The following is a 23153-nucleotide window of genomic DNA, read 5'->3' as shown; positions in this document are numbered from 1 at the left end:
TAAGTCATAATTCTAAATAATGATACACACCATGCCTCCATTACTGTCATTCACAACCTTTTGCATAGTATCCTGAAGTTTTTCCTGGCTTTCGTCATTAATAACTGCCATTTTATTCTTCATCCCGTCCATGACAAGTTCTTCTACTGTCTTTCCGAATATACTGGTTTTCCAGATACCTCCTTCCATTTTTTCCTCATTTTTAATATACTGGATCAAATCTTTCGCCTGCTGCTCATTTCCAACAATCGGGGCTATCTCCGTCTCTATATTAGCACGGATCAAATGAATGGACGGCGCCTGCGAATGAATTTTCACCCCATATTTATTTCCCTGTCTGATAATCTCTGGTTCATCCAGTACGATCTCTTCTTTTGTCGGACTGACTACTCCATACCCTTTCATCCGGACTGCAGTAAATGCATCTTCTACATTTTCATATTCATTCTTTAAGATTGAAAGTTTCTGCATCGTCTTTATCAGATCATACTGGCCTGTGATCGTAGTTCCTGTCATCTCACTTAACATTTCATAATAATATTTTTCATACATGTGGATCTGAATGATAACACAGCCTGTATCCATCTGTATCTGTTCTACATACCAGTCTTTTATGTATGGACTTTCCGGTCTTCCGGTTAAAGCTGCCGCATCTTTGATCTCTTCCAGGTGTTCGAGGATTTTTTGTATATGTTCCAGAAGGTCCTGTTTGATCTTGTGTGTAACCGGAAGCATTTCCACCCATTTCGGTATATAAAACTGTACCTCAGATATCGGGAATTCATACAAAACGGCCTCCAGAATCCGATAAATATCTTCTTCCTTTATTTGTTCACAATTTACGGTCATTGCTTTAACTCCATATGTATCTTCCAGTTTTTTTGCCTTCTCCTTAGCCTCCTGGCCATGTGGTTTTTTTGAATTCACCAGTACTACAAATGGTTTTCGGATAGACTGAAGTTCTCTTATAGTCCGTGCCTCCGCATCTTCATAATTTTCCGGCAGAATATCTGTAATCGTTCCATCGGTTGTTACCACGATTCCTATCGTTGCATGTTCATGAATCACTTTTTGTGTACCAATCACCGCTGCCTTGGTAAATGGTATTTCTTCCTGATACCACGGAGTCTTTACCATACGTTCATGCCCGGCCTCCTCGTGTCCCGAAGCACCCTTTACCATATATCCGACACAGTCAATCAGACGGATCCTTACTTCAACATCCTGGTTCAGACGTATCACTGCAGCATCTTTCGGTACAAATTTGGGCTCTGTTGTCATAATCGTCTTGCCTGCCGCAGACTGAGGAAGTTCGTCTCTTGTCCGCTCTTTCTTATGTTCATCTTCCATTCTTGGCAACACCATTACATCCATAAAGCGTTTGATAAATGTCGATTTTCCTGTTCTTACCGGTCCGACAACGCCGATATAGATTTCTCCGTTTGTTCTCGCTTTTATATCTTTATATAACTGTTCTGTGTCCACTTTCCCTGCTCCTTCCCGTTGTGCTGTTAAAGTATATGCACTTCTTCGCTCTTTATAGAACTTTCACTACAGATCAATAGTCATTTTCTATCATTTCCGTATCTGTTTAGCATTTGTTTATGCATCTGTAATTTGTTAAAATATAAGCAAAGATAAAGTTTTATTACAAAAAGGAGATTCTTATTATGGAAAGACATCAGATTACCGGACACACCGAATTAATCGGTCTTCTGGCTTATCCAATCCGCCACTCGCAGTCACCTGCAACACATAATGCAGCTTACGAAAAGCTAGGTGTTGACATTGTAAATCTTGCATTTGAAGTAGATGCACCTGAACTTGAAGATGCAATCAAGGGCTTACGCGCACTGAAGATGCGTGGTGCCAATGTTTCTATGCCAAATAAGACAATCGTACATCAGTATCTGGATGAAATCTCTCCGGCTGCCAAACTCTGTGGTGCGGTAAATACCATCGTCAATAAAGACGGCTACCTGGTCGGACACATCACAGACGGTATCGGTTATGTACAGTCTTTAAAGGACAATGACATTGACCCTACCGGAAAGAAAGTAACAATTGTAGGTTCCGGCGGAGCTGCTACTGCTGTTGAGATCCAGGCTGCACTGGATGGTGTTGCTGAGATGTCTATCTTCGCAAGAGATGACAAGTTCAAACAGAATGCACTCGATACGGTAAAGAAAATTAACGAAAATACCAATTGTAAAGCAACATTCTACCCTCTAGAAGATCTGGATAAATTAAAAGAAGAGATGCATTCTTCTTATCTTTTCACAAATGCCACAGGCGTTGGAATGAAGCCACTCGAAGGAATCACTTATATTCCTGATCCTTCTTTCTTCCGTCCTGATCTTATCGTCACAGACGTTGTCTACGCCCCACACGAAACAGCAATGTTGAAAATGGCAAGACACGCCGGATGTAAAACAATGAACGGACAGGGCATGATGCTCTTCCAGGCAATTGCAGCTATCGAACTGATCCTCGGCAAGCGTGTGGACAGTGAATACATGAAAGAAAAACTGGGAATTTCCTACGTTTATGAAGATTAAGGAGAATTTTTCTATGAACACTGTAAAAGTAAGAAATCTGGAACTCGGAAATGGAATTCCGGCAATCTGCATTCCTAATGTCGGAAAGGCAAAAGAAGACATCCTTTCCCTTACCCGTACATATCTTGACATGCATATGGATCTGATGGAATGGCGGATGGACTGGTACGAAGATGTTGAAGATATTGCAAAAGTCACAGAACTCGTCAAAGAACTTCGTGATGTAATGGGCGATACTCCTCTTCTCTGTACCTTCCGTACAGACAAAGAAGGCGGCGTACATCCAATGTCCACAGAAAAATATGCCGAACTTAACAAAGCAGTTGCAGCAACCGGCAATGCTGATATTATTGACGTAGAGATCTTTACAGGAGATGACACTGTACGGGAGATGATTGATGCAATCCACGCTTCCGGTGCAAAGGTCATTGCCTCTAATCATGATTTTGACAAAACACCTGCCAAATCTGATCTCATTTACCGTCTCCGCAAAATGCAGGATATGGGGGCCGATATTCCTAAAATGGCTGTTATGCCACAGACCAAAAAAGATGTTCTGACCCTTCTTTCTGCTACTGAAGAGATGGCATCAGACTATGCCGACAGACCGATCATCACCATGTCTATGGCTGGACTTGGAAGTATCAGCCGTATTGCCTGCGAGGCATTTGGTTCCTGTCTGACATTTGGTTCCGGAGCACAGGCTTCTGCACCTGGACAGATCGGAGCAGAAAAATTACATCAGGCACTTCAGATTGTGCACGATGCATTGTAAAAAACGAAAAAAGAGAGAGGGCCCATGGATATTCCCACAGGCCCTCATTTTATATTTATTACATTTATTTTAATATATTATCCTGCCACACAACATAACACAGGCACATATTTTTTATCCCTGTTTTTTCTGTGTAAGAAGCCTCTGCGCTTCTTCATCTCTTTTGGCATCTACCTGATCCAGTTCCTCTGTTGTAAGCACTCCCAGTTTTTTCTTCTGGAAATCCATATTAGAAAGTAACAGGTTCATTGCAAAGCCGACGAGCAATGCCCATCCGGATCCTTTGAACGCCAATACCGCTGCCATAACACCTGCAATACTCTTATCTGTGTTAGACTGACAGTATTCCATACCAATTCTGGCACAGACATAAGCCTGGAACAATAATGTAATTGCTGATCCGACTCCCATGATTGGTTTCATGAAAGATACGATCGGTACCAGGATAACACTGATAAATGTCGCCATACGGAAAGAACTCATTCCACCAATCAATGATTTCATTGCTTTCTTTCCTTCTTTGTAACGCATCGCTACTGATACGGTCATTCCAACCCATAACGGTCCTGCCAGCGGTGGGAATGGTGCAAAAATTGCAAGGATCAGGTTTCTTAAGCCACTGATCAGATTAGATCTGCTTGAGTTAAAGTCGATATATTCATCACTTCTGCTCTCCTGCGCTTCCTCTACCAGCGTCTTCGATGTAACAAAATCTCCAAACGCCAGTACATAACAGATCAAAGCCAGAGGTATGGCACTGATAAATTTCGAAAGCGGCGGAAAACCTACCGCAAAGATACTGACTGTATGGAATATATTACTGAAATCAGGAATTCTGATGACTGTTCCAAGTTCTAATACAGGTTTTGATAATTCTCCAAGCGCAACTCCTGCCACCATAGCGATCAGATATGGGAACAAGTTGCCGTATTTTGCCATAATATCTAATATCTTATATTTACTTCTGTTCTTTTCACAGAACGGTGAAAAGCTTAAAAATGCAAGTAATAATGTACCGGCAAGCGTTGCTACCGGTGCCGTCATAAGCTGGCTTCCATCTGATAATTGTCCCTGCAATACCGTAATCGGTGCTGCGATCAGGATACCACCTTTAATTGAATTTGGCACACCATTTACAAATTTGTCTGCCAGTTTCGTAATTCCCATAAATATAAATACAAATGCGACCAGAAGCTGCAATGCGATCATCGCCTGGATTCTGTCTGGTCCTTTTTCAAACCCATTTAAATACGCCAGGGTAAATGGAAGTGTCGGAGTAATCCATCCCGGGACTACCGGATCTCCTAACCATCCATGAAGCATATACATAAATACTTCAATGATGACACAGCTCCATGCAAGTTCATATGGAAGTCCAAGATTATCAGTCAGGTACGGAATGGAACTTAAAGCTGTAGCGCCAAGGATCAGACCCTGAAAAAATTCCACATATTCTACTCTGTAATGGATTCCAGGAATTCTCCACTGAAATGGTCCAAGAGGAATATAAGGAAGTTCATTAGCTCTTTTTGCTTTTTTCGGACTCATCTTTGAGCGTCCTCCTTCGTTTTAATAATTTTTACATACAATTTTTTCGTATGCTTCAGGAATCAAAAATTTACTATAACATAATATCAGTTATTCCATAAAAAATATCTATGGAATAACCTGTATTTTCCTCTATTTCTTCGACATTTTCTATGAATGTCTTTTTTTTAACAATACCATGTTAAAAGAAAGGGACTGTCTATCCGTCATTATTCGGAACAACAGTCCCTTTTTATACCAAATATACAAGAAAAGTTGCCGGTGGCAGGTTTTCTGTATTCTTGATTATATTTTACAATGCACTCTTTCCGAAGATTTTCTTGTGCTGTGCTACTAAGTAGAGGGAACTTAAAATAGCAAGGATTGCAAATACTAATAACATAATCATGAGGCTGTATACTGCATTTGCCTCACCAGATGCTTTTGTAAGCTGTGCTGCTACTACCGGAATCAGGTAGCTTGCTGCACCCATAAATGTGTAATAAATACCTGTGTTTCTTCCCTTTGGTCCCGGGTTGAATAACTGAACCACTGCAAGACCAGTCTGAAGAGCACCACCTGCTGCAAAGAATCCTAACATTGCAATTGCAATGTAGATAATTGCTACCTGATGAATAAACAGAACACCTGCAAGTGCTACTGCAGTACAGATAGAATCAATCAAGACAACTTTCAGCGGGCTCCATTTTAATTTAGCCATCATGAATGCCCAGAAAAGTACTGCACAGATAGAACCAATCGTATAGATAGAAGTCATACCTGCTGCCTGCATCTCAGAAAGTCCACATACGGATAATCCGAACGCTTTTGTATACTGCTGAGCACCATACATGATTGCCATGCAAAGGAATGCATAAAACATTACCAGAAATACTACAAATTTCCCTGGCTTTGTAAGCATTGCTGCTTTCGCTGCATCGATCTCTGCCTGCACTGCATCTTTTGATTTGCCATCAGTTCCTTCTGATGCCTTCTTCTGATCATCATATACGAATGGTGCGATAATTGCAAGTACCAGACAGATAATTGACATAACTACCGGAATCATAACATTTAATTTCCAGTTTCCGCTGTTTGCGTTATGTACAACCAGAAGTGGATATACCATACCTGACAGTGAAACGAAGAATTTGATTCCTACAAGTGCTGATCCAGGTGCTGCCGGATAAGCTTCCTGTACTGCAGGATATCCTGAAGCATCCCAGAATCCAGAAGTTGCAACTCCAGATGCAAAACCGCATACAGAAGCAACCAGTGCATTCTTAGTAAATAAGAATCCAAGGAAGCAGATAATATATAACGCTGCTCCACCGATCATCAGTTTCTTACGTCCGACACGGTCTGAGATCTCTCCACCGATCCATACGCTTACGAATTTACCAAATCCAGTCCATGCTACTGCGGTACTTACTGCTGCAAGTCCTGCTGCATATGCTGCCGACTGCGGATCTGACATATTGAATCCCCACTGTTTTGCGAAATTCACATTATTCTGGCTTAAAATGATTGCCTGAATACCATGTGTCAGATAGCAAAAATATACACAGATGATAGACCATAAATATTTCTTTGCTTTCATTCCCTCATTCTCCTTTATCAAGTTGTTTTATTTTGCCTGTGCTTTCTGAAATTCCTGATACTCAGCAAGCGGCATTTCTTTTCCTACGAACAGCCCATAGTTTACTGCTCCCTGCTGCTGAAGCATTCCTACTCCGCCGATTGCCTTGCATCCTGCTTCTTCTGCTTCCAGGATCATCTTTGTTTTTTCCGGGCTGTATACAGTATCTGCAACAACCAGATCCTTACGGAATAATGATTTATCTACCAGTGTTACATCCTGGTGTGGTTTCATTCCCATAATTGTAGCATTTACAAGAATATCACATGCTTTGATTGCTTCTTCCAGTTTTGCCTTGTCGTCAAGGTCGTCTACTGTAACTACACACTCTGGGCACTTTTCAGCTAATTTGGCCTTTGTTCCTTCTGCTCTTTCGAAGAATTTATCTTTAATATTGAAGATATTTACTTCTTTTGCTCCGTCCAGTGCCAGCTGAACCTGAATTGCTGTAGCAGCTCCGCCTGCTCCAAGAACAACAACCTTTTTGTCTTTTACAGGTACTCCGTTGAGTTCCAGATTCTTAACAAATCCGACACCGTCTGTAATGTGTCCTGTGATCACTCCGTCATCGTTAACAAATACATTGCAGGCTCCGATAATCTCAGCTGCAGGTGACAGCTTATCTACCAGCTGTGCTGCGATGTTCTTGCATGGCATAGTGAAGTTACCACCACGCATATTTAATAAACGAATAGACTCGAATACTTTTGGCATTTCCTCTTCTGTTACATCAAATGCCATATAAGCATAATCTAAGCCATCATGCTGGAAGCTGAAGTTGTACATTGCAGGAGATCCTGAATGTCCAACTGGTGTTCCAAATAATGCCATTAAGCCTGTATGTCCGGAAATTCTTTTTTCCATGATCTTAACCCTCCTGGTTTTCTTTTATTCATAACAGCCCGCATACTACGAGCTGTCACATACACATTTCTTACAATTTCTATATATAATGATTAAAGTTTTAATGCCACATCATAAGCTTCTTTTGTAGCATCCAGTGCACGACGTGCTCTTACTGCATCACCTACTACATGAACTTCCGGAACGATGTCCTTTAATTCATCAGCGAAGTCATATACAACATTCTGACCATCGCGGTGTGTATAACGGGAGCTGAATCCCATAGAAAGAACTACAGTATCGAATCCTCTTGCTTCATAGATAGTCTCATCAGACTTATCCGCTGCATTCTTGTAGCTTACTCCATCTGAGAAGATTTCAGATACAGCAGCGCTTGTAATCTGCTCGATTCCGTATTTTTCGAAGGCTTCCATAAGGAAGATACGATGCTCGTGGATTACGTCTGGTCCGATCGCATCTCTCATCTCGATAACAGATACTTCATGTCCCTGTTCAGCAAGGAAATCTGCTGTCTCGGCACCTACCATACCTCCACCTACAACTAAAACTTTATGTCCTACCGGACGTGTTCCTTCCAGGCAGTCCACACCATATACGATATCAGGATTATGGATACCTTTGATAAATGGAAGAACTAATGTTTCAGATCCTGTTGCGAGGATAACAGCATCCGGTGTATCTTCTTTTAACATCTGAGCTGTTACTTTTGTGTTCATCTTGATATTTACGCCGGCTTTTTCGCATTTTACGATATAGCTTCTGATCATACCTGTGATGTCACCTTTTCCCGGCGGGTAAGCAGCCAGTCTCATGTTTCCGCCAAGTTTATCTGTTGCTTCAAATAATGTTACATCATGTCCACGTCTCTTAGCTGTGAATGCTGCACACATACCTGCTACACCGCCACCGATAACGTATACTTTCTTTGCTTTTTCCGCTTTCGGAAGTCCCTCAACTTCACGTCCAAGTACTGGGTTTACCAGACAGCAAAGAGGTTTACCTGCATACATGTTGGCAACGCATCCCTGCAGACATGCGATACAAGGTGTCATATCTTCCAGTCTTTCTTCCTGAGCCTTTTCCGGAGTATGAGGATCAGCCAGTGACTGACGTCCGAATGCTACCAGATCCGCTTTTCCAAGTTTTACCATCTGTTCAGCGAACTGTGGCTCTGTGTAACGTCCGACTGTGATAACCGGAACGGATACACAATTTTTGATATTTGCTACGAGCTCTGCAGAGAATCCGCCATGAATTCCTGTTGGAGCCCACATATATTCATCTTTCAGATGCACTGCACGTGATACGTGAAGTCCATCGACTCCACAGTCTTCAAGATAAGAAGCGATTGCACACATATCGTGATTATCCAGACCGCCAAACATATCTTCTGTACTGTTAATACGTGCAAGAACTGCGATTTTACCTTCTGTTCTCTTCTTTACTTCTTCAACGATCAGACGGGAAAATCTCATTCTGTTTTCGAAGTTTCCACCAAATTCGTCTACACGTTTGTTCGTTCTTGGTGACATAAAAGAATTCACAAGATAACCATGTGCCATGTGAATTTCTACTGCATCGGCTCCGCCCTTCATTGCGCGGACTGCTGCATCTCCGTATCCTTTAATGAGCTCATATACCTGCTCTGTAGGAACTGCTTCCGGAATATCTCTTCCATCAGCTGCTGCAATAGATGTTGCCGCCTGGATTGGTGCTCCTGCATTCTTAGCATTTCCTTCCGGACCTGCATTCTGAAGCTGAATAGAAATCTTAGCACCTTCTGCATGACAGGCATCGGTAATCTTCTTCAGGCTCTCGATGCTGTTATCATCATACAGACAAGGTTTTCTTGGGCCGCCCTTTGCACCTTTATGAACTACTGTTGCTTCAATTGTAATCAGACCGAACTGACCTTTTGCACGTTCAGCATAGTATGCAACAGACTCATCGCTCCATGTTCCATCTGTTTTTGCAAAGTTGTTTCCCATTGGTGGTACTACGAAACGGTTCTTTACTGTCATTGGTCCGATCTGAATCGGAGAAAACATATGTTTGAACTTCATTATTTTTTTACCTCTCTCTTTTGATCAAATGTGTTTTCTAAATTAGTCAACCATTTCTGGCCAAGCTTCTTTTAATACTTTTTCTGTATTTTCATATGTATAAGCAGCTGCTTCTTTAAGTCCTCTTCCAAGGATCTCATCAGAAATTACTTCTACACCGATAACCTTTGGATCAACTCCGGCATCTTTGATCATCTTAACAAATCCGGCTGTGTCTTTTGCTCCTGTTCCAGGTGCAAGACGATCATGCATTGACTCATCTCTTAAGATTGAATCTGCGTATGGTCTCTCGTAAGCATCGTTGATCTGGATAGAAATAACTTTCTTAGCGATTTCCGGTGTCAGGATGTCATATGGCTGATTAGCTCTTACCCAGTGCCATGTATCAAGGATAAGCATTGCATTCTCACATCCAGAAGCTTTTACAACTTCCCAGCCTTTCTGAAGGTTTGGAATACCACTGTATGGCATTGGCTCAACACCGATGATATATTTTCCAGCTCTCTGGCAGAGTTCTTTTAATTTCTGAGCTGTATATTCTACTGAGTAGTTTTCCATCAGTCCACAGTTGATATGACCAACTCCGAAGAGTTCACACATATGGAAGCACATCTGCTCTTTGTATTTCTGCTCGTATGAACGATGTTCTTCACACCACTGAACGATGTACTCAACTTCTGTTACTTTCATGTCATGTTTGTCAAGAATTGCAAGAATGTCTTCATCATGAAGTCCTTCATTCAAAGCATCAACATAAGTCTCTGCACGAAGACCGATTCCTTCGTATCCTGCTTCTTTTGCAGCGATAACACGATCTTCAAATTTGCACTGATCTCCAAGTGTCCATGAACTTACTGTGATTGGATTCTTTTTTGACATAATTCTACCTCCATTGTTAAAATTGAACAGATTCCCTTTTTTCTCAATGTTCAATCTAGTAATATTTGCTATGGTTTGATTATATATCCTTGTTAAATAAAAAACAAATTAGTTATTTTATTTTAATTTATAGATTTTATTCATAGGTTTTTACCTTCCGTTCATGATAAGATATAAACATATATAAATATAACGAAAGAAAGGGGGCCGGCTTTATGAATCTGTATCATCTAAGATATTTTGCCACACTGGCCCATCTGGAGCATTACACAAAAGCCGCTGAAATTCTTGCCATCACTCAGCCAAGTCTGAGTCATGCTATTGCATCTCTTGAAAAGGAACTAGGGGTAAAACTTTTCGAGAAGGAGGGCCGTAATGTAGCACTTACCAAATGTGGACAGGCTTTTCTTATTGATGTTGAACAGGCTTTGGATATGATTGATTCCAGCGTTAACAAGCTTCAGATGACAGGTCGTGGCGAAGGTCGTATCGATATCGTGGAACTTCGTGCTCTAAGCAGTACCGTTGTTCCCAATTTCGTAAAAGGATTTCTGGATTCTACGCCGGATAAAAAAATTGATTTTTATTTTCATAGTTCCACAGGTCTTACTTCTGATATGATTCAGGGATTAAAAGACCGGAAATATGACATCGCATTTTGCTCTATGATGGACAATGAGCCGCTGATTGAATTCACACCTGTCGCAAAGCAGGAACTGGTGTTGATCGTACCCAAAGGTCATCCACTGGAAGGACGCAGCTCTATTGATCTGAAAGATACACTTGCTTATCCGCACATTGCATTTTCCAAGCGAAGCGGCTTAAGACATGTCATTGACAAATTGTTTAAAAAATGCGGAGGTTATCCGCAAATTGCCTACTCTATGGAAGAAGACCAGGGAGTTGCCGGTCTTGTCGGTGCAGGCTTCGGTATCGCAGTTGTTCCAAAGATGCCGGTTCTTTCCTATATGCCTGTATCCATTATCGAAATCGAAAAGCCTTCCTGGGAAAGACTCTTTTATATGGCTACTTTAAAGAATGTTTATCAGGCGCCTGTTATCATGGACTTTAAAAAATACGTAACCGAACACGCAGACCTGTAAAAAATAACAGAGACGAAAGATTGTTAAAAAACTTTCGTCTCTGTTATTTTTATATCATATCTGCTTAATCTTTTTATTATTCCCACGGAAGAGCTGTGTGTTCTGCTTTTCCGACACGCAGCATCAGTTCATTTACCGCTTCTTTCGGACTCTTATCTTCAAACAGTACCTTATTTACTTCCTCAATAATCGGAAGTGATACATTGTATTTCTTTCCGAGCTTTGCCGCTGCCTTTGCAGAATATACGCCTTCTACCACCATCTTAACTTCATCCATGGCTTCCTTCATAGTTTTACCCTGTCCCATCAGATATCCGGCTTTGCGATTACGGCTGTGTACACTTGCACAGGTTACAATAAGATCTCCGATACCTGCCAGACCGCCAAATGTCTCAGCCGCACCTCCCATCTTTACACCAAGTCTTGATATCTCGGCAATTCCACGGGTAATTAATGCTGCTTTGGTATTATCTCCGTATCCCATGCCATCTGCAACTCCTGCCGCAAGTGCAATAACATTCTTAAGCGATCCACCAAGCTCAATTCCCAGAATATCCGGACTAATATATACACGGAACACTTCATTCATAAAGAGCTGCTGTAAATACTTTGCAGTCGCCTCTGTATGTGCTCCAATGCAGACCGTCGTGGGAAGGCCTCTTCCTACTTCCTCGGCATGACTTGGTCCGGAAAGGACCGCCACATCTGCCTGCGGTATCTCTTCTTCAATTTGCTGAGACAGAGTCATCAGCGTATCTTCTTCTATTCCTTTTGCTACATCCACTAAGATCTGTCCATCTTTTACATATGGATTGATCTTTTTTGCGGTATTTCTTACATGGATTGACGGTACTGCAAGTACAACTACATCCTTTTCTTCTACTGCCTCTTTTATATCCGCGGTAAAGAATATTCCCTCTGGAATCTTTACTCCAGGAAGCTTACTCACATGTTCTCTCTTCTCACTCAGCATGCGGACTTCTTCTTCCTGATATGACCAGACTGTCACATCATGTCCGTTTTTATATAAAAGCAGTGCCAGCGCTGTTCCCCAGCTTCCGGCTCCGATCACACTTACTTTTGCCATAAGAGCCTGTCCTTTCTTTTATCGTCTCTGACTATTTTTTATCTTTTCCCCCGACACTGATCTTATTTTCCGTGCCGCTTAAAAGTCTCTTTATATTCGCTCTGTGTCTCCAGAATGCCAGTATCATCAAAAATGTTGCAATCCCATACATCTCATGCAGATACGCTACATTTTCCACATGAAATCCTCCGTGTTGACCATATACAATCACACTGATCAGATAAATCGTAACAACTGTCATAGATCCAAGTGATACATATCTTGTTGTTGCGACGATTGCAATAAATGCTGCAAGACAGATCAGTACGATCCATATATTTGTTGTACTGATGATAAGTCCTGCCGTTGCCGCAATTCCCTTTCCACCTTTGAACTTCAGATAAAATGGATAGTTATGTCCAAGAACCACGCCCATTCCTGCATACATAGAAAGTAACGGCATCATATCCGTATGAGTCTTCCCATAGATCATGTGTACAACCACTACTGCCGCAACACATTTAAAACAGTCTCCCAGCAGCGTAACTCCTCCGGCTTTCCATCCCATAGTACGGAGTGCATTTGTTGTTCCCGCATTTCCGCTTCCTTTTTTTCTTAAGTCAACACCATTCTTTTTCCCGTATAGATATCCGGTCTGAATCAGTCCGAACACATATCCGACAAGCACACATATCAACCGTTCCATGATTACTGATCCTTTTCCTTTCTTTCCCTGATGAAGAATTTCAAAGCTGTACCACGGAATCCAAAGGCCTCACGAATCTTATTCTCCAGATATCTGGTATAAGAAAAGTGCATCAGTTCTTTATTATTTACAAAAATTACGAATGATGGTGGTTTTACCGCTACCTGTGTAATGTAATACAGTTTCAATCTCTTTCCTTTATCTGACGGTGGCTGCTGCATCGCAACTGCTTCTGTCATAATCTCGTTCAGGACACCGGTCGCAACACGCAGTGTCTGATTCTCGATCACCATATCGATCATATCATATAATTTGTTCAAACGCTGTCCTGTCTCTGCTGACACATACATAATCTCTGCATATGGCATGAATGAAAGCACACGACGTACGTTATTCTCATACTCTCTCATGGTCTTGTCATTCTTTTCAATGGCATCCCATTTATTTACAACAATAATGATACCTTTTCCTCTTTCATGTGCAATACCTGCAATCTTGGCATCCTGTTCGGTGACACCTTCTGTCGCATCGATCACGACCAGTACTACATCTGCACGTTCTACCGCCGTTACAGTACGGATGATACTGTAACGTTCCAGTTCTTCTTTAATTTTGCTCTTTCTTCGAAGTCCGGCAGTATCAATGAAGACATAATCTTTTCCGTTATACTTAACGTTTGTATCAATTGCATCTCTGGTCGTTCCGGCTACGTCAGATACGATCACACGCTGCTTTCCTGTCAACTTGTTAATGATAGAAGATTTTCCTACGTTCGGTTTTCCTACGATTGCCACTCTCGGACGTTCATCTTCTTTTTCTTCCGCTTCATGTTCCGGGAAATGTGCGATCACTGCATCTAACATATCACCGATTCCCAGTCTGGAAGCAGCCGATACCGGCACCGGATCACCAATTCCCAGATTATAGAATTCATATACATCCGGCATGAACTTATCAAAATTGTCAACTTTATTCACAGCCAGTACAACTGGTTTCCCGGATCTTCGAAGCATATCCGCAACCTTGGAATCTGCATCTACAAGCCCCTGTCTTACATCTGTGATAAAAATAATCACATCTGCAGTATCAATGGCAATCTGTGCCTGTTCTCTCATCTGAGAAAGGATAATGTCCTTGCTCTCCGGTTCAATACCCCCTGTGTCGATCATAGTAAATTCTTTATCCAGCCATGTAACATCGGCATAGATACGGTCTCTTGTTACTCCAGGCGTATCTTTGACGATCGAAATCATCTCTCCCGCCAGTACATTAAAAAGGGTCGACTTACCGACATTTGGTCTTCCCACAATAGCAACTACTGGTTTACTCATCTTAACTCTCCTCTATATTTCATTCTATATTTGTCACTTAACGATACTATTATACATTACCTTTGTCAAATAGTCCAATCAGTAGTTGACCTTTTTATAGAAAAAGTGATATAAATAATTAGGAGTAACTTATCATATAAAATACACAGGAGTTTTTATTATGCCAAATATCAAATTAATGGAAAGCGGTCTTCCTGTTGCACCACTTAAAATCGGTGCTCTGGAATCATGCCGCGAACTTGGTGAAAAAGTAAATGATTACATTGTACAATTCAGAAAAAGCACAATGGACAAGAACACAGATTCACCATTATATTATAATTACATGCGTGACAATTACCTGATCGATTGTCCGTGTCCACGTTTTGGAAGTGGAGAAGCCAAAGGACTTCTGACAGAATCTATCCGTGGGGCAGATCTTTTCCTCATGGTAGATGTCTGCAATCATAGTCTTACTTATTCTGTAAATGGTCATTTAAATCATATGTCACCGGACGACCATTTTCAGGATTTAAAAAGAATCATTGCTGCTGCTAACGGAAAAGCACGCCGTGTCAACGTTGTAATGCCTTTCCTCTATGAAAGCCGTCAGCACAAGCGTACCAAACGTGAGTCTCTGGACAGTGCCCTCGCACTTCAGGAACTGATCGATATGGGTGTATCTAATATCTTTACATTTGATGCCCACGATCCACGTGTTCAGAATTCCATTCCACTTCACGGATTTGACAGTTTCAATCCTCCGTATCAGTTCATGAAAGCATTGTTAAAAGCTGAGCCGGATCTTAAAGTAGACAAAGAACACTTAATGATCATCAGTCCGGACGAAGGAGCTATGCAGCGTGCTGTATACTTCTCTAACGTTTTGGGCGTGAATATGGGTATGTTCTACAAACGTCGTGACTATTCAACGGTTGTAAATGGTAAAAACCCGATTGTCGCTCACGAATTTTTAGGTGAACATCTTGATGGAAAAGATGCGATCATCATTGATGATATGATTTCTTCCGGTGAAAGTATGCTCGATGTTGCAAAACAGATTAAAGACCGTGGAGCAAACCGCGTATTTGTCTGCACTACATTCGGACTTTTTACAGACGGATTCGAGAAATTCGATGAATATTATGAAAAAGGATATATCGACCGTGTGATTACTACCAATCTTACTTATCTTCCTGCCGAAGCAAAGGAAAAACCTTATTTCCTGATTGCAGACATGAGTAAATTCATTGCATTGATCATTGATTCTATGAATCATGACATCAGTATCGGAAAAGTTATGGATCCAACTGAGAAGATTCACCGTCTTCTTGAGAAACACAACGGTACTTTGTAAAAATACAGAGAACTTGCCACCGGCGACTTCTCTTGCATACTGTGATAACAAAAGAACCTGCCATTGGCAGGTTCTTTTGTTTAATTTGTAAAATCACTGTAAGCCGTTCCGTCTTTCAGATCTTGTTTTTTTGCCGCAGCCATTTCCGAAACCGTTACAAGCTGATAACCTTCTTCTTCAAGTTTCGGGATAAGTTCCAGTGCTGCGTCAATCGTCTGACTATGAATATCATGCATCAGTACAATATCCCCATCTTTCAGATTCTTCATTACACTGTCAATCGTGCTCTGCGTGTTCCTTGTCTTCCAGTCCAGTGTATCTACATTCCAGAGAATCATTGGCATGCCCACATTCGACTTTACCGTATCATTGATTGCACCATACGGAGGTCTGAGCAGCGTTGCCGGACTTCCACAAATGTTTTTTATATTCCGGTTCGTATCATCAACTTCTTTTTTTACTGCCGCACCATCAATCTTTGTCAGCTGCTGGTGATCATATGAATGATTTCCCAGTTCATTTCCGTCTTTCAGCATCTGCTTTACAGCATCAGGATATAATTTCACATTTTTTCCAAGCATAAAAAATGTCGCATGCGCATTATACTTTTTCAACTGATTCAGAAGTTCTGACGTTCTTGGACCCGGACCGTCATCAAAAGTAAGTGCGATCATTGGCTTTTTCGGATCTATTGCTACTTTTTCTTTCGAAATCAGCTCACCCTTTTCGTTGAATTTGCATTTCTCAAGTCCGATCTTTACCTCTCCCGTTGCTACAATCCCTTTGGAATCAAAATAATATTCTTTTTCATTGATTGTCTGCCAGCCGGTCAGTGCTTTTCCTTCATCTGTCAGATAAGCCTTTCCATCATCTTTGGCCACCCAGCCGGATCTCTGCATAATTCCTTTATTATCAAAGCAATAAAGTGCACCTTCTATCATCTGCCAGCCGGTTACTTTCTTTCCATCTGAATCAAAATAATATGTATTTCCTTTTGATACCACAAAATCCGATGTTATATATGTTCCATCGTATTTTTTAAATTTATTTCCTTCCCATACACCAGTCGGATTCTTTACCTTACATGTTCCGTTCTTTATTGTAACCTGTACCTTCTTTTTCCAGTCTCCTTCCAGATTTTTTTTAATATTGGAATTTAATTTCGCAATGATCACATACGTTCCTTCTGTATTCGCATCCGCTTTGCTTAAAAATGTAATATTCTTTCCTTTTTTCAGATCTTTAGCGAAATCTTCTGCTGTATAATCTTTTGTTAATTTGTTTCTATCTTTATCCCGGATCTTTATGTCCGCCGAATAAGCCGGAAGCTGTTCTCCCTGCTTAATCTCTACATCCGCCACCTGTATGGTTATCTGCGCCGGTTTTCGCAGGATTCCTCTTACTACCGGTATTGCAATCGCAACTATACAAATAGTAAAAAGAGTAAGACCCACCCGAATGTTTCTTACTCTTCTCCGATTCCTTCGTCTTCTTCGAATTTCTGTATTATCCATCCCTAGTATCCCCCCAGATTTCATATCATTGCATAATCCTAGGATACTCTAATTCGACATATTTCGCAATTAAGGGATTCTTACAAATTTATTAAGTTTTATTTAACATATGACACGTACACGTAACACTTCACCAATCTGTTTTAATTCCTCTACAACACCATCCGGCACCTCAGAATCTACATCGATCATCGTATATGCATATTTTCCCTTACTCTTATTTGTAAGGTCTGCGATGTTCATATTGTCTTTGGCAAGGATCGCTGATATCTGACCGATCATATTCGGCACATTGTGATGTAATACCAGAATACGCGTCTTATCGCCTCTCAGTCCCATATCACAGTCCGGATAGTTCACGGAATGTTTGATATTACCATTTTCCAGATAATCCATCACTTCTTTGACTGCCATCTTCGCACAATTATCTTCGGACTCTTCTGTAGAAGCTCCGAGATGAGGAATTACAATCGCGCCTTTGACACCTGCGATTTCCGGTGTCGGGAAGTCTGTGACATAATGTTTTACTTTTCCAGCTACAAGTGCATCTACCATTGCCTCGGAATCTACCAGTACATCCCTTGCAAAGTTCAGCACGATCACTCCTTCTTTCATAAGACCCAGTGCATCTTTTCCGATCATGCCTTTCGTACTGTCAAGTGCCGGTACATGCACCGTGATATAATCACAGTTTTCATAAATTTCATCTACATTTGTTGTATGATGGATACTTCTTGACAGTCTCCATGCAGAATCTACGGATACATACGGATCATATCCATATACATCCATACCAAGATGTGTTGCCGCATTTGCAACCAGAACTCCAATTGCACCAAGACCGATCACACCAAGCTTTTTGCCTTCCAGCTCCTGTCCGGCAAATGCTTTCTTGGCTTTTTCTGCATCTTTGGCAATGTTCCCGTCTTCTTCGTTCTCCTGTACCCAGTTGATACCGCCGATGATATCTCTGGAAGCAAGAAGCATACCGGCAATTACCAGTTCCTTTACACCATTCGCATTGGCTCCCGGTGTGTTAAATACAACGATTCCCTGTTCTGCACATTTCTCAAGCGGAATATTATTCACACCCGCACCGGCTCTTGCAATAGCTTTCAGATCCGGTGCAAATTCCATCTCGTGCATTGCCGCACTTCTTACCAGGATCGCATCTGCTGTTTCTGGTGTGCTTACAGGTGCATAGTCTTTTGTGAATTCATCCAGTCCTACCTGTGAAATTGGGTTCAGATTATGATACTTATACATGATTACAGATTCTCCTTTTCAAATGCTTTCATAAATTCTACCAGTTTCTCTACCCCTTCGATCGGCATCGCATTGTAGATACTTGCACGCATACCGCCGACACTTCTGTGTCCTTTCAGGTTCTCGAATCCGGCTTTTTTTGCCTCTTTCACGAATTTTGCATCCAGGTCCTTATCACCTGTTACAAACGGAACATTCATAAGCGAACGGTCTTTTGGAACAACCGTGCCCTTGAACAGTTTGCTTTCATCCAGATAATCATAGAGAATCTTTGCTTTCTTTTCATTGCGCTCTTTGATTGCTTCCAGTCCGCCCTGTTTTTTCAGCCATTTAAACACTTTACCACAGATATAGATTCCATATGCCGGTGGTGTATTGTATAAAGACTTGGCATCTGCATGCGTCTTATACTTCAACATAGTCGGTGTACCTTCTAATACATCATCTGTGATCAGATCCTCACGGATAATTGCGATCACAACACCTGCAGGTCCGACATTTTTCTGAACACCGCCGTAGATCACGCCGTATTTTGACACATCTACCGGTTCAGACAGGAAGCAGGATGATACATCTGCCACCAGTGTCTTTCCTTTGGTATTCGGAAGCTCTTTGAACTTCGTACCATAAATCGTATTATTCTCGCAGATATATACATAATCTGCATCTTCAGAGATATCGAGGTCTGAGCAGTCCGGAATATAAGAAAATGTCTTATCTTCGGAAGATGCGATCACATGGACCTCTCCGTATTTTTCTGCTTCTTTGGCTGCCTTTTTCGCCCACTGTCCGGTTACGATATAGTCAGCCACTTTATTCTTCATCAGATTCATAGGAATCATGGCAAATTGCTGAGACGCTCCGCCCTGTAAAAATAATACTTTATAGTTATCCGGGATATGCATCAGTTCACGGATATCGGCTTCTGCTGTCTCAATAATCTCCTGGAACACCGATGAACGGTGACTCATTTCCATAACCGACATTCCACAGCCCTGATAGTCTAACATCTCTGCTGCTGCTTCTTTTAATACTTCTTCCGGCAATACGGCCGGGCCTGCTGAAAAATTGTACACTCTGCTCATTGTTGTTCCTCCACTTTCCTTTACTTTTTTCTTTTACTATTCTGCATTTTTTGCTTCCAGGTCTTTTTCATCAAAAGCTTCATTGATCGGGGCGCCAGGGGCAACCATCGGCCATACCTTGTCATCACTGTCAATCTGGCAGTCGATCACCACCGGATGTCCGCTCTTTAACGCGTTCGCAAATGCTTCTTTGAATTCTTCCTGGGTTGCCACACGTACTCCTTCTGCTCCCATAGCTTCTGCAAGTTTTACAAAATCTACGGCATCATTGAGTACAGTAGCCGAGTAACGCTGTCCGTAGAACAGGTTCTGCCACTGGCGGACCATACCAAGTACATGGTTGTTAATCACTACCTGGATCACCGGAATATTATGGCGTGCCGCGGTAGCGATCTCATTCATATTCATACGGAAACATCCGTCACCTGCGATATTGACAACGGTCTTTTCCGGTCTTCCGACCTTGGCTCCAAGTGAAGCTCCAAGACCATATCCCATGGTTCCAAGTCCTCCTGAGGTAAGGAGTGTTCTTGGCTCTGTATATTTATAATACTGTGCTGCCCACATCTGGTGCTGTCCGACTTCTGTCGAAATGATTGCTTCACCATTTGTCTGACGGTAGATCTCTTCTACAACAAACGGTCCGCTAAGCACATCCGGATGATAGGTCATCGGATATTTCTCTTTGTAAGACATGATCTGTTCTACCCATGCCTTGTGATCCTGCTGTTCCAGACGCTCATTCATCTTCTGAAGAACGACTTTCAGATCACCGACCACACCTTCTGTGATCAGAATATTTTTATTCATCTCTGCAGCATCTACATCAAACTGTAAGATTTTTGCATTCTGGGCAAATTTCTTTGCATTTCCTGTTACACGGTCACTGAATCTTGCTCCTGCGACGATCAGAAGATCACATTCACTGACTCCGTAGTTGGATGCCTTTGTTCCATGCATTCCGAGCATTCCGGTATATAACGGATCTGTTCCCGGGAATGCTCCTTTTCCCATCAGGGAATCGGTAACCGGAGCATCTACCTTCTTTACGAATTCATATAATTCTTTGCTGGCTCCTGATAATACCGCTCCGCCACCGACAAATATGTATGGTTTCTCTGACTCCCGGATCATACGTACTGCACTTTCCAGATCTTTTTCACAGATATTTTCGGATGGTTTTACAACCTTTGGTTCCTGTGCTGTAAATTCTGCTTTGTTCGCAGTTACATCTTTCGGGATATCGATCAGGACCGGTCCCGGTCTTCCTTCTTTGGCTATCACGAATGCCTTACGTATCGTATCCGCCAGATTATTGACATCTTTTACAATATAATTATGCTTGGTGATTGGCATTGTAACACCTGCAATATCGATCTCCTGGAAACTGTCTTTTCCCAGAAGTGATACTCCTACATTACAGGTAATTGCAACGACCGGAATCGAATCCATGTATGCGGTTGCAATTCCGGTTACAAGGTTTGTTGCACCCGGTCCGCTGGTTGCAAGACATACACCGACTTTTCCTGTCGCTCTTGCATATCCGTCTGCCGCATGAGCAGCACCCTGCTCATGTGACGTAAGGATATGTGTAATCTCATCTTTATGCTTATATAATTCATCGTATACGTTCAAAATCGCTCCGCCCGGATAACCGAATACGGTATCGACGCCCTGCTCTTTCAAACACTCAATTACGATCTGTGATCCTGTTAACTGCATACCATTCATTCCCCTGTCATGATTTATTTTGCTTTTGGAACTTCGAGAATTGCTCCTCTGTTTCCAGAAGTAACCATTGCCGCATATCTTGCAAGATATCCGGTTGTAACTTTTGGTTCTCTCGGAGTCCAGTTTGCTTTTCTCTTCGCAAGTTCTTCATCGGATACATCCAGATGAATAGAAAGGTTCGGAATATCGATCTGGATCAGGTCTCCTTCTTCTACCAGTGCGATTGGTCCACCAACAGCTGCTTCCGGAGATACGTGTCCGATAGATGCCCCTCTGGATGCACCACTGAAACGTCCGTCTGTGATCAGCGCTACACTTGAGCCAAGTCCCATACCTGCGATTGCAGATGTAGGATTTAACATCTCACGCATTCCAGGGCCTCCCTTTGGTCCTTCGTAACGGATAACGACAACGTCACCGGCAACGATCTTACCACCTTTGATCGCTGCAATTGCATCTTCTTCACAGTCAAATACTCTTGCAGGTCCTTCGTGTACCAGCATCTCGTCTACAACAGCGGAACGTTTTACAACGCTTCCGTCCGGCGCAAGATTTCCTTTTAATACTGCAAGCCCGCCTGTTGGTGTGTATGGATTATCAATTGGACGAATTACTTCCGGATCTTTGTTGACCACGCCTTCGATATTCTCTCCAACGGTCTTTCCTGTAACTGTCATACATTCTGTATGCAGAAGGCCTTTCTTATTCAGCTCTGCCATAACTGCATATACACCGCCGGCTTCGTTCAGATCTTCCATGTATGTCGGGCCTGCCGGTGCAAGGTGGCAGAGGTTCGGTGTCTTTTCGCTGATTCCATTTGCAAAATCAATCTCGAAATCCATTCCTACTTCGTGTGCGATTGCAGGGAGGTGAAGCATACTGTTGGTAGAGCATCCAAGTGCCATGTCAACCGTAAGTGCATTCAGGATTGCTTCTTTCGTCATGATATCTCTTGGACGGATATTCTTCTCAAGAAGTTCCATAACCTTCATACCTGCATGCTTTGCAAGACGGATTCTTTCTGAATAAACTGCCGGAATTGTTCCATTTCCACGAAGTCCCATACCAAGTACTTCTGTCAGACAGTTCATACTGTTCGCTGTGTACATTCCTGAACATGATCCGCATGTCGGACATACTTTGTTCTCGAATTCGCACAGATCTGCATCTGACATCGTTCCTGCAACGTTTGCTCCTACTGCCTCGAACATGCTGGAAAGACTTCTCTTCTGTCCTTTTACATGTCCTGCAAGCATCGGTCCTCCGCTGACGAATACAGTTGGAACATTGATTCTTGCCGCAGCCATCAGAAGTCCCGGTACGTTCTTATCACAATTCGGGATCATAACAAGCGCATCAAACTGATGTGCCATTGCCATTGCCTCTGTAGAATCTGCGATCAGGTCTCTGGTTACCAGAGAATACTTCATTCCGATATGTCCCATTGCGATTCCGTCACAGACTGCTATTGCAGGGAACATGATCGGTGTACCGCCTGCCATGGCAACTCCCTGTTTTACTGCATTTGCGATCTTATCCAGATTCATATGTCCAGGTACGATCTCATTGTATGAACATACGATACCGACCAGTGGTCTGTTCATCTCTTCCTCGGTAAGTCCGAGTGCATTGAACAGCGAGCGGTGAGGCGCCTGCTGTTTTCCTTTTGTTACTGTATCACTTCTCATTCTTTTTTATCCTCCTGTTGTC

General features: G+C 42.1%; 18 protein-coding genes. 4 read left to right on the top strand and 14 right to left on the bottom strand.

Features of this window, described 5'->3' with window-relative positions; all coding sequences use genetic code 11:
- Window positions 1-12: 12 nt before the first annotated feature.
- Window positions 13-1485, bottom strand: a complete 1473-nt coding sequence (gene spoIVA / locus NQ508_RS06350; RefSeq protein WP_044919613.1) for a stage IV sporulation protein A — start codon at window positions 1483-1485, stop codon at window positions 13-15.
- 185 nt (window positions 1486-1670) lie between these two features.
- Here spoIVA and NQ508_RS06345 point away from each other — a divergent pair, with 185 nt between their 5' ends.
- Together NQ508_RS06345 and aroD are read left to right on the top strand one after the other, a co-directional pair.
- The gene (locus NQ508_RS06345) at window positions 1671-2558 is read left to right on the top strand and encodes a shikimate dehydrogenase (RefSeq protein WP_006426721.1); all 888 of its coding nucleotides are present in this window, start codon (window positions 1671-1673) and stop codon (window positions 2556-2558) included.
- A 13-nt stretch (window positions 2559-2571) separates the two neighbouring features.
- Window positions 2572-3333: a type I 3-dehydroquinate dehydratase gene (aroD, locus tag NQ508_RS06340; protein ID WP_044919615.1), complete on the top strand. Its 762-nt coding sequence runs from the start codon at window positions 2572-2574 to the stop codon at window positions 3331-3333.
- Between the two features lie 114 nt (window positions 3334-3447).
- On the opposite strand, the gene NQ508_RS06335 is transcribed toward aroD, so the two are convergent.
- The 5 genes from NQ508_RS06335 to NQ508_RS06315 all read right to left on the bottom strand — a co-directional run bounded on the left by NQ508_RS06335 (window position 3448) and on the right by NQ508_RS06315 (window position 10305).
- The gene (locus tag NQ508_RS06335; RefSeq protein WP_022416075.1) at window positions 3448-4881 is read right to left on the bottom strand and encodes a hypothetical protein; all 1434 of its coding nucleotides are present in this window, start codon (window positions 4879-4881) and stop codon (window positions 3448-3450) included.
- Window positions 4882-5173: 292 nt separating this feature from the next.
- Complete coding sequence (locus tag NQ508_RS06330) at window positions 5174-6460, bottom strand: MFS transporter (RefSeq protein WP_006426724.1); 1287 nt, start codon at window positions 6458-6460, stop codon at window positions 5174-5176.
- Between the two features lie 27 nt (window positions 6461-6487).
- Complete coding sequence (locus NQ508_RS06325) at window positions 6488-7363, bottom strand: shikimate dehydrogenase (RefSeq protein WP_006426725.1); 876 nt, start codon at window positions 7361-7363, stop codon at window positions 6488-6490.
- 92 nt (window positions 7364-7455) lie between these two features.
- Window positions 7456-9426, bottom strand: a complete 1971-nt coding sequence (locus tag NQ508_RS06320; protein ID WP_006426726.1) for an FAD-dependent oxidoreductase — start codon at window positions 9424-9426, stop codon at window positions 7456-7458.
- 42 nt (window positions 9427-9468) lie between these two features.
- The gene (locus tag NQ508_RS06315) at window positions 9469-10305 is read right to left on the bottom strand and encodes a sugar phosphate isomerase/epimerase family protein (RefSeq protein WP_006426727.1); all 837 of its coding nucleotides are present in this window, start codon (window positions 10303-10305) and stop codon (window positions 9469-9471) included.
- A gap of 215 nt (window positions 10306-10520) precedes the next feature.
- Here NQ508_RS06315 and NQ508_RS06310 point away from each other — a divergent pair, with 215 nt between their 5' ends.
- The gene (locus NQ508_RS06310; RefSeq protein WP_006426728.1) at window positions 10521-11408 is read left to right on the top strand and encodes a LysR family transcriptional regulator; all 888 of its coding nucleotides are present in this window, start codon (window positions 10521-10523) and stop codon (window positions 11406-11408) included.
- A gap of 76 nt (window positions 11409-11484) precedes the next feature.
- Here the strand turns inward: NQ508_RS06310 and NQ508_RS06305 are convergent, their stop codons facing one another.
- The 3 genes from NQ508_RS06305 to der are packed head-to-tail and all read right to left on the bottom strand — an operon-like array spanning window position 11485 to window position 14511.
- On the bottom strand, window positions 11485-12495 hold the full coding sequence (locus tag NQ508_RS06305) for an NAD(P)H-dependent glycerol-3-phosphate dehydrogenase (RefSeq protein WP_006426729.1): 1011 nt from the start codon (window positions 12493-12495) through the stop codon (window positions 11485-11487).
- Between the two features lie 31 nt (window positions 12496-12526).
- Window positions 12527-13180, bottom strand: coding sequence for a glycerol-3-phosphate 1-O-acyltransferase PlsY (plsY, locus tag NQ508_RS06300; RefSeq protein ID WP_006426730.1), 654 nt, complete (start codon window positions 13178-13180; stop codon window positions 12527-12529).
- A gap of 2 nt (window positions 13181-13182) precedes the next feature.
- The gene (gene der / locus NQ508_RS06295; RefSeq protein WP_006426731.1) at window positions 13183-14511 is read right to left on the bottom strand and encodes a ribosome biogenesis GTPase Der; all 1329 of its coding nucleotides are present in this window, start codon (window positions 14509-14511) and stop codon (window positions 13183-13185) included.
- A gap of 160 nt (window positions 14512-14671) precedes the next feature.
- On the opposite strand from der, the gene NQ508_RS06290 reads away from it, so the two are divergent.
- Complete coding sequence (locus NQ508_RS06290; protein WP_006426732.1) at window positions 14672-15847, top strand: ribose-phosphate pyrophosphokinase; 1176 nt, start codon at window positions 14672-14674, stop codon at window positions 15845-15847.
- 80 nt (window positions 15848-15927) lie between these two features.
- Here the strand turns inward: NQ508_RS06290 and NQ508_RS06285 are convergent, their stop codons facing one another.
- From NQ508_RS06285 to ilvD, 5 genes are all read right to left on the bottom strand, one after another.
- The gene (locus NQ508_RS06285; RefSeq protein WP_055181004.1) at window positions 15928-17361 is read right to left on the bottom strand and encodes a polysaccharide deacetylase family protein; all 1434 of its coding nucleotides are present in this window, start codon (window positions 17359-17361) and stop codon (window positions 15928-15930) included.
- Between the two features lie 102 nt (window positions 17362-17463).
- Window positions 17464-18627 (bottom strand): phosphoglycerate dehydrogenase, encoded by a 1164-nt coding sequence (locus NQ508_RS06280; RefSeq protein ID WP_006426734.1) that lies wholly within the window; start codon window positions 18625-18627, stop codon window positions 17464-17466.
- A 2-nt stretch (window positions 18628-18629) separates the two neighbouring features.
- On the bottom strand, window positions 18630-19712 hold the full coding sequence (gene serC, locus NQ508_RS06275) for a 3-phosphoserine/phosphohydroxythreonine transaminase (protein WP_006426735.1): 1083 nt from the start codon (window positions 19710-19712) through the stop codon (window positions 18630-18632).
- Between the two features lie 36 nt (window positions 19713-19748).
- Window positions 19749-21434, bottom strand: a complete 1686-nt coding sequence (gene ilvB, locus NQ508_RS06270) for a biosynthetic-type acetolactate synthase large subunit (protein WP_044919617.1) — start codon at window positions 21432-21434, stop codon at window positions 19749-19751.
- Window positions 21435-21457: 23 nt separating this feature from the next.
- Complete coding sequence (gene ilvD / locus NQ508_RS06265; RefSeq protein WP_006426737.1) at window positions 21458-23131, bottom strand: dihydroxy-acid dehydratase; 1674 nt, start codon at window positions 23129-23131, stop codon at window positions 21458-21460.
- Window positions 23132-23153 lie beyond the last annotated feature (22 nt).

It is taken from the genome of Dorea longicatena, assembly GCF_025150085.1.
Lineage (GTDB): Bacteria > Bacillota > Clostridia > Lachnospirales > Lachnospiraceae > Dorea_A > Dorea_A longicatena.
The sequence above is the reverse complement of the archived record's forward strand: the minus strand, read 5'-3'. Positions and strand labels throughout refer to the sequence as shown.

Coding starts and splice junctions, on each gene's coding strand:
- NQ508_RS06345 (WP_006426721.1), top strand. CDS start 1,671: ATGGAAAGACATCAGATTACCGGACACACCGAATTAATCGGTCTTCTG.
- aroD (WP_044919615.1), top strand. CDS start 2,572: ATGAACACTGTAAAAGTAAGAAATCTGGAACTCGGAAATGGAATTCCG.
- NQ508_RS06335 (WP_022416075.1), bottom strand. CDS start 4,881: ATGAGTCCGAAAAAAGCAAAAAGAGCTAATGAACTTCCTTATATTCCT.
- NQ508_RS06330 (WP_006426724.1), bottom strand. CDS start 6,460: ATGAAAGCAAAGAAATATTTATGGTCTATCATCTGTGTATATTTTTGC.
- NQ508_RS06325 (WP_006426725.1), bottom strand. CDS start 7,363: ATGGAAAAAAGAATTTCCGGACATACAGGCTTAATGGCATTATTTGGA.
- NQ508_RS06320 (WP_006426726.1), bottom strand. CDS start 9,426: ATGAAGTTCAAACATATGTTTTCTCCGATTCAGATCGGACCAATGACA.
- NQ508_RS06315 (WP_006426727.1), bottom strand. CDS start 10,305: ATGTCAAAAAAGAATCCAATCACAGTAAGTTCATGGACACTTGGAGAT.
- NQ508_RS06310 (WP_006426728.1), top strand. CDS start 10,521: ATGAATCTGTATCATCTAAGATATTTTGCCACACTGGCCCATCTGGAG.
- NQ508_RS06305 (WP_006426729.1), bottom strand. CDS start 12,495: ATGGCAAAAGTAAGTGTGATCGGAGCCGGAAGCTGGGGAACAGCGCTG.
- plsY (WP_006426730.1), bottom strand. CDS start 13,180: ATGGAACGGTTGATATGTGTGCTTGTCGGATATGTGTTCGGACTGATT.
- der (WP_006426731.1), bottom strand. CDS start 14,511: ATGAGTAAACCAGTAGTTGCTATTGTGGGAAGACCAAATGTCGGTAAG.
- NQ508_RS06290 (WP_006426732.1), top strand. CDS start 14,672: ATGCCAAATATCAAATTAATGGAAAGCGGTCTTCCTGTTGCACCACTT.
- NQ508_RS06285 (WP_055181004.1), bottom strand. CDS start 17,361: ATGGATAATACAGAAATTCGAAGAAGACGAAGGAATCGGAGAAGAGTA.
- NQ508_RS06280 (WP_006426734.1), bottom strand. CDS start 18,627: ATGTATAAGTATCATAATCTGAACCCAATTTCACAGGTAGGACTGGAT.
- serC (WP_006426735.1), bottom strand. CDS start 19,712: ATGAGCAGAGTGTACAATTTTTCAGCAGGCCCGGCCGTATTGCCGGAA.
- ilvB (WP_044919617.1), bottom strand. CDS start 21,434: ATGCAGTTAACAGGATCACAGATCGTAATTGAGTGTTTGAAAGAGCAG.
- ilvD (WP_006426737.1), bottom strand. CDS start 23,131: ATGAGAAGTGATACAGTAACAAAAGGAAAACAGCAGGCGCCTCACCGC.